At 73.1% G+C, this 15764-nt stretch carries 13 protein-coding genes and 1 pseudogene; 7 read left to right on the top strand and 7 right to left on the bottom strand.

Translation table 11 applies throughout. The features are described from left to right. The first annotated feature begins 23 nt into the window (after window positions 1-23). Complete coding sequence (locus E4N62_RS16495; protein ID WP_230215249.1) at window positions 24-755, top strand: hypothetical protein; 732 nt, start codon at window positions 24-26, stop codon at window positions 753-755. 48 nt (window positions 756-803) lie between these two features. On the opposite strand, the gene E4N62_RS16500 is transcribed toward E4N62_RS16495, so the two are convergent. Together E4N62_RS16500 and E4N62_RS16505 are read right to left on the bottom strand one after the other, a co-directional pair. Next, entirely contained in the window at window positions 804-1307 is a 504-nt protein-coding gene (locus E4N62_RS16500) for an MSMEG_6728 family protein (RefSeq protein WP_230215251.1), read from the bottom strand. 31 nt (window positions 1308-1338) lie between these two features. After that, window positions 1339-2301, bottom strand: coding sequence for a CPBP family intramembrane glutamic endopeptidase (locus E4N62_RS16505; RefSeq protein ID WP_230215252.1), 963 nt, complete (start codon window positions 2299-2301; stop codon window positions 1339-1341). 509 nt (window positions 2302-2810) lie between these two features. Here E4N62_RS16505 and E4N62_RS49395 point away from each other — a divergent pair. Beyond that, window positions 2811-3476, top strand: a pseudogene (locus E4N62_RS49395) (histidine kinase); the annotation flags it as partial. A 550-nt stretch (window positions 3477-4026) separates the two neighbouring features. After that, entirely contained in the window at window positions 4027-4938 is a 912-nt protein-coding gene (locus E4N62_RS16515; RefSeq protein ID WP_230215255.1) for a hypothetical protein, read from the top strand. A 26-nt stretch (window positions 4939-4964) separates the two neighbouring features. Here E4N62_RS16515 and E4N62_RS16520 read toward each other — a convergent pair whose 3' ends face one another. From E4N62_RS16520 to E4N62_RS16530, 3 genes are all read right to left on the bottom strand, one after another. Next, window positions 4965-5177 (bottom strand): DUF4287 domain-containing protein, encoded by a 213-nt coding sequence (locus E4N62_RS16520; RefSeq protein ID WP_230215256.1) that lies wholly within the window; start codon window positions 5175-5177, stop codon window positions 4965-4967. A gap of 157 nt (window positions 5178-5334) precedes the next feature. Then, on the bottom strand, window positions 5335-6423 hold the full coding sequence (gene chvE / locus E4N62_RS16525) for a multiple monosaccharide ABC transporter substrate-binding protein (protein ID WP_230215257.1): 1089 nt from the start codon (window positions 6421-6423) through the stop codon (window positions 5335-5337). A gap of 472 nt (window positions 6424-6895) precedes the next feature. Beyond that, window positions 6896-7612: a polysaccharide deacetylase family protein gene (locus tag E4N62_RS16530; protein WP_230215258.1), complete on the bottom strand. Its 717-nt coding sequence runs from the start codon at window positions 7610-7612 to the stop codon at window positions 6896-6898. Window positions 7613-7865: 253 nt separating this feature from the next. Here E4N62_RS16530 and E4N62_RS16535 point away from each other — a divergent pair, with 253 nt between their 5' ends. Continuing rightward, window positions 7866-9449, top strand: coding sequence for a hypothetical protein (locus tag E4N62_RS16535; protein ID WP_230215259.1), 1584 nt, complete (start codon window positions 7866-7868; stop codon window positions 9447-9449). A 294-nt stretch (window positions 9450-9743) separates the two neighbouring features. On the opposite strand, the gene E4N62_RS16540 is transcribed toward E4N62_RS16535, so the two are convergent. Both E4N62_RS16540 and E4N62_RS16545 read right to left on the bottom strand, forming a co-directional pair. Beyond that, a complete protein-coding gene (locus E4N62_RS16540) occupies window positions 9744-10367 on the bottom strand; it encodes a hypothetical protein (RefSeq protein ID WP_230215260.1) in 624 nt (207 codons plus the stop codon). Between the two features lie 318 nt (window positions 10368-10685). Then, the gene (locus E4N62_RS16545; RefSeq protein WP_230215261.1) at window positions 10686-12278 is read right to left on the bottom strand and encodes an SDR family oxidoreductase; all 1593 of its coding nucleotides are present in this window, start codon (window positions 12276-12278) and stop codon (window positions 10686-10688) included. Between the two features lie 200 nt (window positions 12279-12478). Between E4N62_RS16545 and E4N62_RS16550 the strand changes: the two genes are divergently transcribed. The 3 genes from E4N62_RS16550 to E4N62_RS16560 all read left to right on the top strand — a co-directional run bounded on the left by E4N62_RS16550 (window position 12479) and on the right by E4N62_RS16560 (window position 15708). Then, window positions 12479-13594: a sugar ABC transporter substrate-binding protein gene (locus tag E4N62_RS16550; protein WP_230215263.1), complete on the top strand. Its 1116-nt coding sequence runs from the start codon at window positions 12479-12481 to the stop codon at window positions 13592-13594. A gap of 52 nt (window positions 13595-13646) precedes the next feature. Beyond that, window positions 13647-14423 carry an ATP-binding cassette domain-containing protein gene (locus E4N62_RS16555; RefSeq protein ID WP_230215265.1) on the top strand — a complete coding sequence of 259 codons (777 nt, stop codon included), beginning with the start codon at window positions 13647-13649 and terminating at the stop codon, window positions 14421-14423. A gap of 127 nt (window positions 14424-14550) precedes the next feature. After that, window positions 14551-15708: a sugar ABC transporter permease gene (locus E4N62_RS16560; RefSeq protein ID WP_230215267.1), complete on the top strand. Its 1158-nt coding sequence runs from the start codon at window positions 14551-14553 to the stop codon at window positions 15706-15708. Window positions 15709-15764 lie beyond the last annotated feature (56 nt).

Genomic DNA, 15764 nt, shown 5'->3' on the forward strand with positions numbered 1-15764 from the left:
GAACGGTGTGGTGGAGTGGCGGCATGAGCGACATCGAGACGATCACGGTGCCCGACCTGCTGCGGGGCTATCCCGGGGTGGCGTTCGGCGGGTACGTGGCGGGGGTGCTGGCCCGGCGGGCGGAGGCCGGGGCCGTACGGGTGGACTTCCGGCGGCCGACGCCCGTCGAGGTGCCGGTGGGGCTCGCGCGGACCGCCGGCGGCGGGGCCGTGCTGACCGGTGCGGACGGGGACCTCGCGGTGGCCGTGCCCCACGACGAGGACCTCGCGGCGCCCGGCGTACCCGCACCGCCTTCCTGGGCGGAGGCGACCGCGGCGGCCGAGGCCTATCGCGCGGCGCCTCCGACGGGGTCCGTGGACTGCTTCGGATGCGGGCTCGACCGTATGCCCGACACCGGGCTCCGACTGCACTGCGGAGGCGTCGCCGGGCGGGAGTTGGTGGCCACCGCCTGGACACCCGGGGCCGCGCTCGCGGACGCCGACGGGATGCTGCCGGCGGAGTTGGTGTGGGGCGCGCTGGACTGCCCGGGGAACGCGGCGGGCCGGCTGCTCGGGACCATGCGCGAGGGCGCGGTGACCGCCTCGCTCGCCGCCCGGCTGCTGCGGCCGGTGCCGATCGCCTCGCGACTGGTGTCGTACGCGTGGGTCGTCGCGGAGGAAGGGCGCAAGCACCGGGTGGGCGCCGCACTGGCCACGGCCGAGGGCGACCTCTGCGGCATCTCCTCGGCCCTGTGGGTGGCCCCCCGGCCGGGCTAGCGCCGCGCCCGCCGGGCGGGTTTGCTCCTACGCCCGCCGCATCAGCCCCTACGCGGCGGCGCCGGGACTCCCGTCGGAGGGCGGAGGAGTCTCGCGGTCCGAGGCCGGCCAGACGTACGGCAGATCGTCCGGCCCTTCGGGGAAGGCCGGGGCGTAGAGGTCCGGTTCCTTGCGCAGCAGCGCCGAGCGGTGGCTGTGGTGGGAGGCGTCGTCGCCGAGCCAGGGCGGGAGTTCCCCGGCGGCGGCCAGTCGTCGCTGGTCGCGGGTCCGTGCGCCGGGGCGGAAGGCGGTGAGGTCGGCGACCAGGGTGGCCGCGCAGCTGTCCTGGTGACCCTGCTCGCTCCACGCCTCGCAGACCTCCAGGCCGTAGCGGACCAGCGCCTCCTCGGACCCCGCCCACATGCGGACGGCCGGATGCCGGCGCCACCCGTACCCCGGCACGATGAGGCCGCGCAGGACCTGCAGCGCCTCGACCCGCTGTTTGCCGAGCCGGCGCCGGTCCAGGACCAGCGCCGAGGCCCGGAAGTCGGGATAGGGGAGGAAGGTCTGCATGCCGTCGCCCCTCACTGCCGATCGGAGACGCTCACGGGGTTCGCTCGGGCGCGGTCTTCGCGCCCGGCACCGGGTACCCGCCCTCGGCGCCGTGAAGACCGTGAGCGGGGTGAGGGCCGTGGGCCGGGTGAGGACCGTGAGTGGGGCGGGGACCGTGACCGTTGGTGGAGTGCGGAGCGTGGGTCGTGATGTCTCGGCGGCGGGCCAGGTACAGGACGACGGCCGCGTAGAGGACGACCAGCGGGACGTCGACGGCCAGCATCAGCCCGCCCATGTCGGCGGCCGTCTCGTCCGTCGCGAGGCCCCCGGCGAGCGCGGCCATGAAACCCATGGCGAGGAGGTTGTTGAGGACGTGCAGGGCGATCGCCGCTTCGAGGCCGCCCGTGCGGACGGTCAGCAGGCCCGCGACGAGGCCGAACACCACCAGGTCGACGAAGCCCCAGGGTGTGCCCCAGCCGTGCGCGGCGGCGAAGAGCACCGCCTGGGGTGCGAGCGCGATCCACGGTGAGCGGAACCAGGTTCCGACCGCCTGGGTCAGCCAGCCACGGAACACGTACTCCTCGGCCGCCGCCTGGAACGGGACGAGCAGGCAGACGGTCGCGAGGCCGAGCAGGAACGGGGACAGCCCGGCCCAGGTCATCTCCTGACCACCGCCCTCGGGGGCGGGCAGGAGCAGGGATATGCCCAGGATGGCGGCGGACACGGGGAGCGCGACCGTGAGGCACAGCCCCAGCCAGCGCCACCGCAGGGCGCCCGTCACCGACGAGACCGTGCCGACCGGGCGGCGCTGGGTCCACCGGGCGGCCAGCAGCACCACGGGGATGCACAGGGCGAGGGAGAGCAGGGCCAGGGCGGTGTCGCCGGTCCCGCCCCAGAGGACGTTGCCGTCGCCGTCGCGGGGGCGGTCGAGGACCGCGCCGACGATCTCGGAACCGGCGAACACGGCGAAGGCGGCGAGGACCGCACCACAGAGCACGACAAGGGTCCCCAGCAAGGGCCGCCACCACCCACGCACACCGGCCGCCAGGGCCATCCGGTGGTAAGGGAGGGGCGGGCCGGGGGCGCGGGGACCGGGGGCGGATACCAGGGCAGGGTGTGACGGGGGTTGGGGTGGGAGCTGGGGTGAGGGTGGGGGTGAGAGTACGGGTGGGGGTACGGGTGCGGGTTGCCGTGCGGCAACGGGGTCCCGGCGCGGCCGGGTCGCCGGGCGCGGACAGGCTCCCGTACCCCGGCGGGCTCGCCTGCGCGGCCGACCCCCGCCCACGGCCGAACTCCCGCCCGCAGCCGGACCCGCCTCCCCGGCCGGACTGCCGTACACCGGCACAATCCCCTCCCCGGTGGGCAGTTGCCGCGGATCGCCGTTGTCGAAGGTGTGCCTCGTCGCCATACGCAGAAGCATTCCCGGCGGCGGTCGGCTCCGCGTCGGCCGTGGGCACGACCCCCGTCTCCAACCTGGGATAGGCACCGCCCCGCCACCGGGCCGAAAGTATGATCGACCGCATCATGGGGCACCTACGGAACTGGCTGCTGCCGGCACTGCTGGCGGTCGCGCAGCTGTCCGCCTGGCCGGGGCTCCCGCTCGCACACGGCGAGACGGTGGAGGCGGTGCCGCTCGCCGTCGGCCTGACCGTGACCGTCGCGGCCACCGCCGTCCTGGGGGCGCGCCGACGCTTCCCCGTCGCCACCGCGCTCACCATCGAAGCCGTGTCGACCGCCGGGTTCGTCCTACCGGACCGCGCGCTGATCGCCGCCGCCGTGGCAGGCGTGGTCGCGCTGTACTCGGTGGCCGTACGGCGCCCGGCCCGCGCCGCCGTCCTCGTCGCGTCCGCACTGGTCGTCTCGGGAACGGTCCGCGCCCTACTGCTGTACGACTCCCCCGTGGACGTGGGCGGCGAGGCGCTGGCCGGCGTCGTGGTCTACGCGGGAACGGTGGGCGCCGGCCGCAGCCGCCGCCGCTGGCTCGCCGGACGGCGGGCCGCCGAACGGGAACTGGCGCGGGCCGAGGCCGTACGCGTCACCGCGGCCACCACGGAACGCCACCGGCTCGCCCGTGAACTGCACGACGTCAGCGCGCACCACCTCACCTCCGTCGTGGTCACCGCGAACGCCGCCCGTCACGTCGGCGACCGCAACCCGCAACTGACCGCCGACGCCCTGCGGTTGGCGGCGGAGGCCGGGCGCGAGACCGTCGCCGCGCTGAACCGGCTCGTCACGGTGATGCGGAGTTCGGCGGCCGACGAGGAGAGCCCCCTCGCGGAGCGCGTCGCCGAACTCGTGGCGGGATGCGTGCGCCTGGGCCAACGCGTCGACGTGAGCATCGCTCCCGGCACGGCCGACCTGACGGGACCGCCCGCCGAGGCCGCCTTCGGCATCGCCCGCGAGGCCCTCACCAACACGCTGCGCTACGCCCCCGGGGCGACGGTACGCGTGGTGATCCGCGACGACGCCGGAACACTGGACATCCTGGTGGAGGACGACGGCACACCCCCACCAGCGGCAGACACACCAACGACCGGCACACCAACGGCAGACGCGCCCGCCGCGGACACACCAACGACCGGCGCCCCACCGCCCCTCACCACTCCGGCGGCTCCCGCCCCGGCGACACATCCCGGCACGACCGCGGCCCCCACCGTCACCGCCGCCCCCACCCCCATCGGCACCCCGGCGGGGCGCGCCAGCAGCGCGAGGGCTGGGAGCCGGGAGCGGCACCGCCGGGATGCGGGATCGGGCCGCCGGGCTCGGCGGGACCCTCGTGGCAGGGCCCCGCGCGGACGCTCCGGGGTGGTCGGTGCGGGCCCGGCTGCCGCGGCCCCCGACCGGCGCGGGCATCAACTCGGTCCTGCCGCGCTGGAGTTGGACCGACGCGACGACCGTACTGGCCCTCGCGGCGCTGCCCGTCGCCGCCGTCCTCATCGAGCGGCCCGCCGCCACCGCCACCGCCCTCCTGCCCGCCGTCCTCCACGCGCTGCCCCTGCTGTGGCGGCGCCGGGCCCCGTGGACCGTTCTTCTCCTCGTGCTGGCCACCGCCTGGATCCCGGCGGCCTGTCTCGCGCTCGGGCTGCTGCCGGCGAACGTGGCCTGGGCGCTGACCGTGGCGGGGGCCTGCGCGGACTGTGTCGCCCTGCACGCGGTCGCGGCCTTCGCGGGACCCCCCGGCCGCACCTGGCCGGCGATCGGACCGATGGCCGCCGGTCTCGCGTCGACGACGGTGACGCTGGACGCGCTGGACGGCTTCGACACGGCCGGGGCGGACGACCTCGGGCTCTGGTTCGGTGTCTTCCTCACCGTCGTCCTCATGCTGCCCCTGGCCCTGCTGATGGCCGGCGTGTGGGGCTCGGGCGTGTTCGTCCGCAGGCGGCGCGAGCGCGTCACCCGGCGCGAGGACGGCGCGTTGACGGCGGTGGTGTGGTCCGCCGTCGCCGAGGCGCACGAGGAACGGCAGCGGATCGCCGCCGAGTTGCGTCAGGCCGTGCTCCACCACGCGCACGAGGTGGTGGCCCACGCCGAACGCGACGACCTCGACGGCGCCGCGCGGCAGGCCAGAGCCGGCCTCGCCGCGATGCGCGAACTCCTGGCCGTCCTGAAGGGGACGACCGGTCCCGTCCTGGAAGGGACGCCCGGCCCCTGACGGCGACGCGGTGCCGGGGGCCCGGTTCAGCCCTCGGCCCGCTCGGCGAGCGTGTGGGCCACGAGCGCGTTGGCGTGGCCGTGCCCGAGACCGTGCTCGCTCTTCAGCCAGGCGACGAGTTCCATGTGCCTGGTCAGCGGCGAGGACCGGATCAGCTCCTTCCACTCCGCGACCGGACGGCCGTACTTCTTCTCGATCGAGGGAAAGTAGCTCGCGGGGCCCTTCACGGGTGCGGTCATGGCGGTCGTGTCCTCTCCTGTCCTGCGGGTCTTCGCAGGTGATGTGTCCTGCGGTCGTCGTAGGTCATGACCGGCGGGGACAGGAGAAGTCATCGACGCCCCGGTGTGACCCGGGCCACACCGGATCAGTCCCGGTCCGGACCGGTCCCGGTCCGGATCACTTGAGGTCTTCGGCCGTGTAGTAGTCGCTGCCGAGCAGGACGTACTCGTAGTTGGACTTGTCGACGCTGATCGGCTGGAGCAGATACGCGGGCACGGCCTTGACGCCGTTCTTGTACGAGCGCCGGTTGTTGAGCTCCGGTGTCTCGCCGTTGAGGATGTCGTCGGCCATCTTCGCGGCGACCTCGGCGAGTTGGCGGAGGTCCTTGTAGATGGTCTGCGACTGCTCGCCCGCGACGATCGACCTCACCGAGGCCAGTTCGGCGTCCTGGCCGGTGATGACGGGGACGGGGTTGCCGGCGGCGCCGTAGCCGTCCGCCTTCAGGGCGTTCAGGACGCCGATGGAGATGCCGTCGTACGGCGAGAGCACCGCGTCGACCTTCTCGGTCCCGTACGACGCGGTGAGCAGCTTGGTCATGCGCTTCTGCGCGGTCGGCCCGTCCCAGCGCAGCGTGGTGATCCGGTCCAGCTCGGTCTGACCGGACCGGACCACCAACTGCTTGTTGTCCAGGTACGGCTGGAGGAGGTGCATCGCGCCGTCGTAGAAGTACTTGGTGTTGTTGTCGTCGGGGGAACCGGCGAACAGCTCGATGTTGAACGGGCCCTTGCCCTCGTCGAGGCCGAGCTTGTCGATGATGTGCCGGGCCTGGAGCCGGCCGACCTGCTCGTTGTCGAAGGAGACGTAGTAGTCGACGTCCTTGGTGCCGAGGATGAGCCGGTCGTAGGAGATCACCGGGATCTCCGCGGCGGCGGCCTTCTTGAGCACACCGCCCAGGGACTTGTTGTCGATGGCCGCGACGATGAGGGCGTCGACACGCTGCTCGACCAGTTTCTCGATCTGCGACACCTGGGCCTTCGGGTCGTCGTCGCCGTAGACCAGTTTGGTCTTGTACCCCTTGGCCTCCAGGTCCTCCACGACGCTCTTGCCGTCGGTGAGCCAGCGCTCGGAGGCCCGGGTCGGCATGGCGATACCGATCGTGCCGCCCCCGGAAGCGGCCTCGCCGGCCTCGCCGCCGCAGGCGGACACGGTGAGAGCGAGGGAGGTCGCTCCGGCGAGGGCTGCGAGGACGGCTCTTCGGTTACGCATGGTGGTCATTTCCCGTTCTGGTCGTCGTGGGGGGCAGGGTGACGGCGCGACGGACGACCGCGGGAGGGCGGCGGAGCCGATCGGGTGGCCCCGGGGAACATCCGCTCCACGGCCGGGCGGACCATCCGCTCCACGGCCGGGCGGACCAGGGGAGGCCGGCCGGGTCGTCGGGGGTTCGCCACACGGCGGCTGTTCCGAACCCGCTGCCGGAGCGCGCCGCCGCACGGGTCGGGCCGCGTCTCGCCGCTCCGACCACGTGGGTGCTGCTTCTTCCGGTGATACGCGGGCACGTGCCTTTCAACCGTTCGAAATCTCGTCACATGGCCGGAATGCTGGCGAGACATTAGAAGGGGATGCACAGGGTGTCAACGGAACGAACACGAATGGTTGCAGAGGCCTGCGGGGTGGGTGGGACGGTTGGGGCGCACCCACCCAAACTGCCGTTCCGCGGCCGCGCCCGTGGATGCGCCGGTCAGGGGCGGTAGGCCGCGCGGTTGTGGTAAGTGACCTTGCCGGCGGGGAGCTTGGTGGGGGCGAAGAGCTGGTCGACCGTGACGAAGTGGAAGCCGCGGGCCTTGAGGGCCTTGATGATGCCGGGCACCGCGTCGACCGTCGTCCGGTGGATGTCGTGCATGAGGACGATGTCGCCGGGCCTGGTCTCGGCGTTGACGTACTTCACGAGCCGGGCCGTGTCCTTGTACTTCCAGTCGAGGGTGTCGACGCTCCAGTGCACCAGCGGTCGCCCGGCGGCCGAGCGCACGGTCGCGTTGTGGGCGCCGTAGGGGGCGCGGAAGGTGGTGGGTTTCGTGCCGGTCGCCTGCTTGATCGCCGTGTCCGTGCGGGAGAGCTGCGACTTGACCTTCGCGGCGCTGAGCTTGGTCAGGTTCGCGTGGTCCCAGCTGTGGTTGCCTATCTGGTGGCCGGCCTGCGCCGCGGCGCGCACCGTCGCCGGGTTCTTCTGGACGTTGGTGCCGACGGCGTAGAACGTCGCTCTGACGTCACGGTCGTTGAGGATGCCCAGCAGCCGCCGGGTGTCCTTGACCGGTCCGTCGTCGAAGGTCAGGGCGACGCACTTCACCTTGCGGCAGTCGACGGCCTGGGGCGCGGCGGAGGCGGACGTGGCGGTGCCGACGAGCGTGGTGGCACCGAGGGCGGTGGTGACGGCCGAGATGACGAGGCGACGGTGCATCGGGTCCTCCGGTGACGGTGAGCTTCCCTGGAATGTCCCTGAACTTCCCTTGCGGGCAACGGACTTCCTTGTAAGACGCATACGGCACGGCCTTGGATGTACGCGAAGGGCAGCACGATTCGGAGGGGTTCGCACCGGTTCGGGGCGCGCCTCGGACTTTCTCGGCGACCACCCCTCAGATCTCGTCAACTCCCTTTGTTTACAAGGTCATTGGGAGGGGATGACCCGTTTGGGGCAGGGCTGGGGAGGGTGTATGAAGTGGCGTCGTCGGCCGAAGTCCGGTGCCTCCGCGGGCGGCGCGAAGCCGGGGCCCGACCCCACGCGGGACGCCGGAGAGGCGGGCGAGGACGCCGACGCGGGACTCAGACGGCGCGTGGGCGAGCTGTTCACCGAGGCTCAGCTGCTGATGCTCGACGGGCGGCCCGGCGAGGGCGTGGCGTTGCAGCAGGAGGCCCGGCGGCTGATGTACGACCTGGTCGAGCGGAACCCGGCCGACCGCGCGGCCAAGGAGATGCTCGGCAGTGTGCTGTACGGCCTGGGCTCCACGCTGACCAGCGCGAACGAACCAGGACAGGCCCTCGACGCCCTCACGGAGTGCGCGGCCCTCTACGAGGAACTCGCCCAGCAGCCGGCCGGAGGTGGCGGGAACGCCGCGTCCGACGGGCGCGCCGCGTCCGACGGGCGCGCCGCGTCCGACATGGTTCCGCTCCTCGCCGACGTCCACGCGCGCAAGGCGCACGCGCTCAGCGTGCTGGGACACGGGGCGTCCGCCCTCGTCGAGTCGGACGAGGCGGTCATGACGTATCTGGGCCTCGGTGCCGACGCCACCGACAGCCCCCACCATCTCGACCTCGCCCGCGTGCTGAGCCTGAACGCGGGCGTGCTGTACAGCTTCGGCGACCGGGACCTCGCCGTCTGCTCGGCGGACTGGGCCGTCAGGTACTACCTGGCCAAGGGCGAGTCGATCAACCGCGGCTCCCTCGCCGAGGCCGTCATGCACGGGCACTATCTGCGGGACGCAGCCGGCATCGCGGCCCGGATCCACACCGAGCAGGGCAGGCTCTCGATCGCCGTCGGAGCCGGTGCGGCCCAGGTGCAGACCGCACGGGCCCTGGCCCAGTCGGACAGCCCGGACGACCGCACCCATCTGGCCTCCGCCCTCACCCGCCACGGCCTCGATCTGCGGGTCGCGGGCCGTACGGCCGAGGGCAACGAGCTCATCCGGGAGGCCCGGGGCATCGATCCCGCCGCAGAGGCCGACGCCACCCGGGAGTGGCAGTCGCTGACCGGCCGGAGTCCGGAGCGCGGCGGCAGGCGCACGATCGCGTCGTACTCGGCAGCGGTCGCCGCCGCGAGCCGGGTCCTCGGGGAGGACGCGGTGCCGGCGGTCCTGCACGACCTCGCGTTCGACCCGTCGGCCGGGGCCACGACCGTGACGCCGTCCCTGCGCTGCGAGCCGCAGACCGCCCCCGTCCTGGCGACCCTGTTCGCCGAGGCCGCCCTCGGTCTGCTGCGCGCCCCGGGCTCTGGCTCCGACAGCGCGGGCGCTGCCGGTGTCCTCGGGCTCCAGGCGCACTGCCTGTTCGCCTCGGCCTCCCGGGTCCAGGCCACGCTGATGCGCTCCCGGTTCCACGAGTTCGGCGGCACCTGGGCGCGGCTGCTGCTCGCCCTGATCGCCGCGTGCGAGGCCGACCCCGGGGATGCGGCGCTCGCGGAGGATCTGACGGGCTGGCTGGGCGGCGTCGCGCTGCGGCTCCAGCCGTTCACCCTCATCGACGGGGTGACCCGACGGCTGGTCGAGGAGTGCACCGCCCTCATCGACCGCCGGGGCGCCTGAGAGCCGTACGGCGTGCCGAGCCGACGGGACACGGGCCACGGCGCCCGGCACCGGCACCGGCACCGGCACCCGACAGATGCACGCAGGGCCGGACAGCCGACAGACACACGCGGGCCCGGCCCCGACGGATACACGCAGGCCCGGGGAGCAGGTGCACGGGGCGTGGGAGCGCCTGACGGCATCCCTGCCGGACGCGTAGGAGTCAGGCGGAGCCCAGCTGACCCTGCGGTGCGGGCCGTCCTTCCGCCCCCTCCGGCGGAAGGACGGCCCCGGCGCTTCCCTGTGCCCGCCCGGTCAGTACAGCTTGTTGACGGCCGTGGTCGTGGTCTTCTTGAAGGCGGCCACGGGCGCGTCGGTGAAGTCGCCCATCTGCCCCCACTGGACGACGGTGACGGTGTTGCCGTCCCGCCCGACCGACATCAGGGCGACGTCGGTGGCGCCCCAGGACGTCTCGGTGTTCACGCCGCGGACGCGCGCGCCCTCCTCGACCGGCAGTGTGCCGAAGTCCCGGCCCTCGGCGTCGATGTCGGGCGAGCCCGCTTCCAGGCGGTCGGCGCAGGTGCGGAACAGGTCGTCGTAGTGCTTCGCCAGGCCCTTGGCCAGAGCGGGTGTGCTCGCCACGACGGTCAGCTGCACGGCGCCGGTGTCCACGTCGGTCCGGAACTCCCGGTGCCGGTAGTTGTAGGCGGGCACGTTCTCCGTGTGGAAGCAGAGGTCGAGCGCCGCCGGGACCCCCTCGGCGACCGGCCCGGCGGTCCAGGACGACGACGGGTGCGGCGGCAGCTGGGACGCCGACAGGAACTTGGGCGCGGCGGCCTTCGTGGCGGCCCCGGCGGCCGGCGCCGTCAGCACCGAGCCCGCCGCGAGGGCGACGACGGCGAGGGCGGTGAGAGCGCTCGTACGGATGCGCAAGGACATGGGTGTTCCCCCGTGAATGAGTGAGTGATGCCTGGGCTGAACGCCCCGAAGAGACCGGCTGGTCGGCCCGGCCCTGCTCGGTGCGACACCAAGAGCATCGGCGCCCCCGGCAACCGAACGCAACAGCCACCGCCCCATCAAGCCCCCTGGAACCATCCCACCCCATTTGACCTGCGGATACGCGGATGCCTGGGATGGCTTCGCGGGCCCGTCGGGGCCATCGGAGGACGGGGGAACCCACGTCGCTGACGCCCTGCGCGTGGCCGAGTCACGCGGCACGCGGTTGCCCGAGCCGGAGGTGGACCCGCCCGCGGCGCGTCAGGGGCGCACGGTGCGAGCGGGTGCGGAGCCGGTGGTCTCGTCGGCCTCGGCCTCGGCCACCGCCGCTTCCGCGATGTTACGCGCCATCCTCCCGAACACCGCCGCGTGGAAGGGCGCCACGCTCCACCAGTACACATGCCCCGCCAGCCCGTGCGGATGGAACAGGGCGCGCTGCCGGTAGACCGTCCGCCCCTCCTCGTCCCGGTCGACGGTCATCTCCAGCCAGGCCAGCCCCGGCAGCCGCATCTCCGCGCGCAGTCGGAGCAGTCGGCCCGGCTCGATCTCCTCCACCCGCCAGAAGTCGAGGCTGTCGCCGATCCGCAGCCGGGCGGCGTCCCGGCGGCCCCGGCGCAGTCCGACCCCGCCGACCAGCCGGTCCGCCCAGCCGCGCAGCGACCAGGCCAGGGGCGAGGAGTACCAGCCGTTCTCGCCGCCGATCGCCTCCACCACCCGCCACAACGCCCGCTGCGGCGCCGAGACGGTGCGCTCGCGGTGGTCGCAGTAGAGGCTGCCGCCCGCCCAGTCGGGGTCGGTGGGCAGCGGATCGCTGGGGGCGCGGGGCGTGGCGGCGGAGGACCACCGGGTCGCCACGTCGGCGTCCTGTACGCGTCGCAGGGCCAGCGCGATCGCCCGGTCCAGGCCGACCGGCCCCTCCGGCGGGTCGGGCACGTACCGGACGATGTCCCGCTCGCCGCACACCACCTCGTGCTTCAGCGACTCGACGAGCGGGCGCGCGAGACCGCCGGGCACCGGGGTGACCAGCCCGACCCACAGGCTGGACAGCCGTGGGGTGAGCAGCGGCACGGGCACGATGACCCGTTTCGGCAGCTCCGCGACGGCCGCGTACCGCCGCATCATCTGCTCGTACGTGACGACGTCCGGCCCGCCGATGTCGAAGGTCCGGTTCACGTCCTCCGGCAGTTCCGCGCAGCCGACGAGGAGGCGGAGCACGTCCCTGACGGCGATCGGCTGGATACGGGTGCGGACCCAGCTGGGGGTCACCATCACGGGCAGCCGTTCGGTGAGATGGCGGAGCATCTCGAACGAGGCCGACCCGGACCCGATGATCACGGCGGCCCGGAGCACGGCGGTGGGGACGCCCGAGGCCAGCAGCACCCGGCCCACCTCGGCGCGGGACCGCAGATGCGGCGAGAGTTCTCGCTCGGGGACTCCGGCGGGGGTCAGCCCGCCGAGGTAGACGATCCGCCGCACCCCGGCGGCCCGCGCCCGCTCCCCGAAGATCTCCGCCGCGCGCCGGTCGGTCTCCTCGAACCCCCGCCCGGTGCCGAGCGCGTGCACGAGGTAGTACGCGACGTCCACGCCCTCCATGGCCGCCCCCACGGACTCCGGGTCCGTCACATCCCCACGCACCACCTCCACCCGCCCGGCCCACGGATGGTCCCGCAACTTCCCGGGCACCCGCGCCAGACACCGCACCGCATACCCGGCCTCCAGCAACTCGGGCACGAGCCGACCGCCGATGTACCCGGTGGCACCGGTGACAAGGCAGCTCAGCGGGCGGTCGTCATCGGCGCCATGGTCGGCCGCACGCGTCGTACGGGTGGTGTGGGTCGTACGGGAGGTGTTCATACCGACACCGGCCTCTGTCGCGGCTCGCGGCTCCCCCGGCCCATGCTCAGCGCCATGCAAGGGCCCCGCAACCTCGGCACGAAGCCTGCCGCACCAGGGGTCTCGCCTCACCCGCCCACCCTCTTGACTACGCTGGACGATATGCATCCATAACGGTGCAAGGCTGGGCAAGACTGGGCACACATCCCTAAGGAACCGACATGGGTCTCGGCGTCGGCCGTGCGGCCGTGAAACGTAGGTCCCTCAGCCGTGCGGGCGCGGCCCTCGTGGTCGGTGTCGGTCTGGTGCTGACCGGGGCCTGTGGTGGCGGGGACGGCGGGAGCGGAGGTGACGACCTCACCGTCGGCGTACTGCTCCCCGGCGGGGGAGCCTCCCGCTTCGGGCAGTTCGACAGACCCCTGATCGAGAAGCGGCTCAAGGAGCTGTGCCCCGGCTGCCCGGCGGCGGCCGTCGCCGCCACGGCCGAGCCGGCCGTCCAGCGGCAGCAGCTCGACGCCATGATCACCAGAGGCGTCGACGTCCTGATCGTCGCCGCCGTCGACCCCAAGGTGCTGCGCTCGTCGGTCGAGGCCGCCGAGCGGGCCGACATCCCGGTCGTCGCCTACGACCGGCTCGCCCAGGGTCCCATCTCCGGCTACGTCACCTTCGACGGCGACATCGTCGGCAAGCTCCAGGCCGAGGAACTGCTGAAGGCCATGGGCGACAAGGCGGACGGCGGACAGATCGTCATGATGAACGGCGCCACCAACGACCCCAACGCCGGCTGGTTCAAGCGCGGCGCGCTCTCCGTCCTGGAGGGCGAGGTGAAGATCGGCAAGTCGTACGACACCGTCGGCTGGCGGCCGGAGAACGGCTACGTCAACATGAGCGGCGCCATCTCCGCCCTCGGCGCCGAGAACATCGACGGCGTCCTGGCCGCCAACGACAGCCTCGCCGGCGCCGTGGTCTCCGCCCTCAACGCCAGTGCGGTACGGCCGCTGCCCCCGGTCACCGGCCAGGACGCCGACCTGGTGGCCATCCAGCGCATCGTCCAGGGCAGCCAGCACATGACCGTCTACAAGCCGTACGAGCCCGCCGCCGACGCCGCCGCCGAGATGGCCGTCGCCCTGGGGCGCGGCGAGGCGGTCGACGACATCGCCACCGGCACCGTCGACAGCCCCACCGACGAGAACATCCCAGCGGTCCTCCTCCCCTCGGTCGCGGTGACGGTCGACAACATCGAGGAGACTGTGGTCGAGGACGGTATGTACCGCATCGACCAGATATGCACCCCGAAGCTCCGCCCCGCGTGCGACAAGGCCGGACTCACCCCATGAGCCTCAGCGGCCGGCCCCTCAGTACCGTCCGCCCCGTCCAGGAGGTGACCCGGTGGTTCAGCCCCTGCTGGCGTTGCGCGGCGTCTCCAAACGCTTCGCCGCCGTCCACGCGCTCGTGGACGTCGAACTGGAGATCAGGGCCGGTGAGGTGGTCGCCCTGGTCGGCGACAACGCCGCCGGGAAGTCCACGCTGGTCAAGGTGATCTCGGGCGTCGGTCCCCCCGACAAGGGCGTCATCGAGTGGGAGGGCGAACCCGTCCAGATCAGACGCCCCCAGGACGCCCAGCTCCTCGGGATCGCGGCCGTCTACCAGGATCTCGCGATGTGCGGCCACCTCGACGTCGTCGGCAACCTCTTCCTCGGCCGGGAGATCCACCGCTTCGGCGTCCTCGACGAGGTGGAGATGGAGCGCCGCACCCGCGAGCTGCTGCGCACCCTCTCCATCCGCATCCCCGACGTACGCGTCCCGCTCTCCACGCTGTCCGGCGGGCAGCGGCAGGTCGTCGCGATCACCCGCTCGTTCGTGAACGCGCCCCGGCTGCTCCTTCTGGACGAGCCCACCGCCTCCCTCGGCCTCGAACAGACCAACCAGCTCCTCGACCTCATCGAGGAGCTGCGCGACCGGGGCACCGGAGTGCTCCTCATCAGCCACAACATGGGCGACATCAAGGCCGTCGCCGACCGCATCGCCGTCCTGCGCCTCGGCCGCAACAACGGCCTGTTCGACGTCAGCACGACCTCCCAGGAGCAGATCATCTCCTCCATCACCGGCGCGGTGGACAACACGGCGGGCCACCATCCGGCCGACCCGGAGGAGACATGGCCGTGAGGGGGAACGGGGAGGGAGCTCCCGGGACGGGGGCTCGCAGGACGACGCGCACCGGTCGCGGACCGGGCGGCGGTCGCACGCCGGGCGCCGGTGGTACGGCGAGCGCCCCCGCGCGTACGCCCACGCCGTGCGCCGCCGCGTGCACGAGAGGGAGCTCGGCCCGGCACCCGCGCTGCTCGCCCTCGCCGTGACCTGGATCGTCTTCCAGAGTCTCAACGAGAACTTCCTCTCCCCGCGCAACCTCTCCGTCCTCAGCGTCGAGATCGTGGGCACCGGCATGGTCGCCGTCGGCGTCGTCTTCGTGCTGCTGATCGGCGAGATCGACCTCTCGGTGGGATCCCTGGCCGGGCTCTCCGGCGCCCTGTTCGCCGCGCTGAACGTGAACCACGGCATGCCGGAGGGCCTCGCCGTGCTCGTCGCGGTGGCCTGCGGCGCGGCGGCCGGGGCGGTCCACGGGTTCGTGTTCACCAAGATCGGTGTGCCCGCGTTCGTCGTCACCCTCGCGGGCCTGCTGGCCTGGAACGGCCTGATGCTCTACCTCCTGGGCCCGGAGAGCTCCATCAGCTTCAGCGACGACGGCCTGGTCGCCGAGCTGACCAGCCACTCCTTCGGCTCCGCCGCCGTCACCTACGGCCTCGCGGCGCTCGGTCCGCTCGCGTACCTCCTCGTCTGTCTCCGCGACCGCGCACGCCGGGGCGCGGCCGGGATGCCGTACCGGGCGAGGGGCGGGATCTGGGTGCGGACGGCGCTGCTCGCACTGGTCTCCTTCGCCACCGTCTACGTCCTCGACCGCTTCGAGGGCCTGCCGCTGGCACTGCTGATCTTCCTCGGCGTCGTCATCGCCGCGGACCTCTTCCTGCGCCGCACGGTGTACGGCCGTCAGGTGATGGCGCTGGGCAGCGGGGTGGAGGCGGCGCGGCGGTCCGGCGTCGACGTGTCCCGTGTACGGATCGCGGTGTTCGTGGTGTCGGGGACCCTGGCCGCGGTGGGCGGTCTGTTCGTCGCGTCCCGGCTCACCTCGGCGACCCAGGTGCCGGGCTCCGGGATGCTGCTCATCAACGCGATCGCCGCCGCGGTCATCGGCGGCACCAGTCTCTTCGGCGGCCGGGGCTCGACGTGGTCCGCGCTGCTGGGCGTCCTCATCATCCAGTCGATCGCCTCGGGCATGGCCCTGCTGGGCGTCCAGTCGGCCGTCCAGTTCATGATCACCGGCGGGGTCCTGCTCATCGCCGTGATCTTCGACTCCCTGGCCCGCCGCGCGGCGGAAACCCGAGGACGGGTCTGACCCGACCGACGCGCCGGCCTGCGCCGACTCGCCTGACCCGACCGATGCACCGGCCG

It is taken from the genome of Streptomyces sp. MNU76 (assembly GCF_020982545.1).
In the GTDB taxonomy this organism is placed as follows: domain Bacteria; phylum Actinomycetota; class Actinomycetes; order Streptomycetales; family Streptomycetaceae; genus Streptomyces.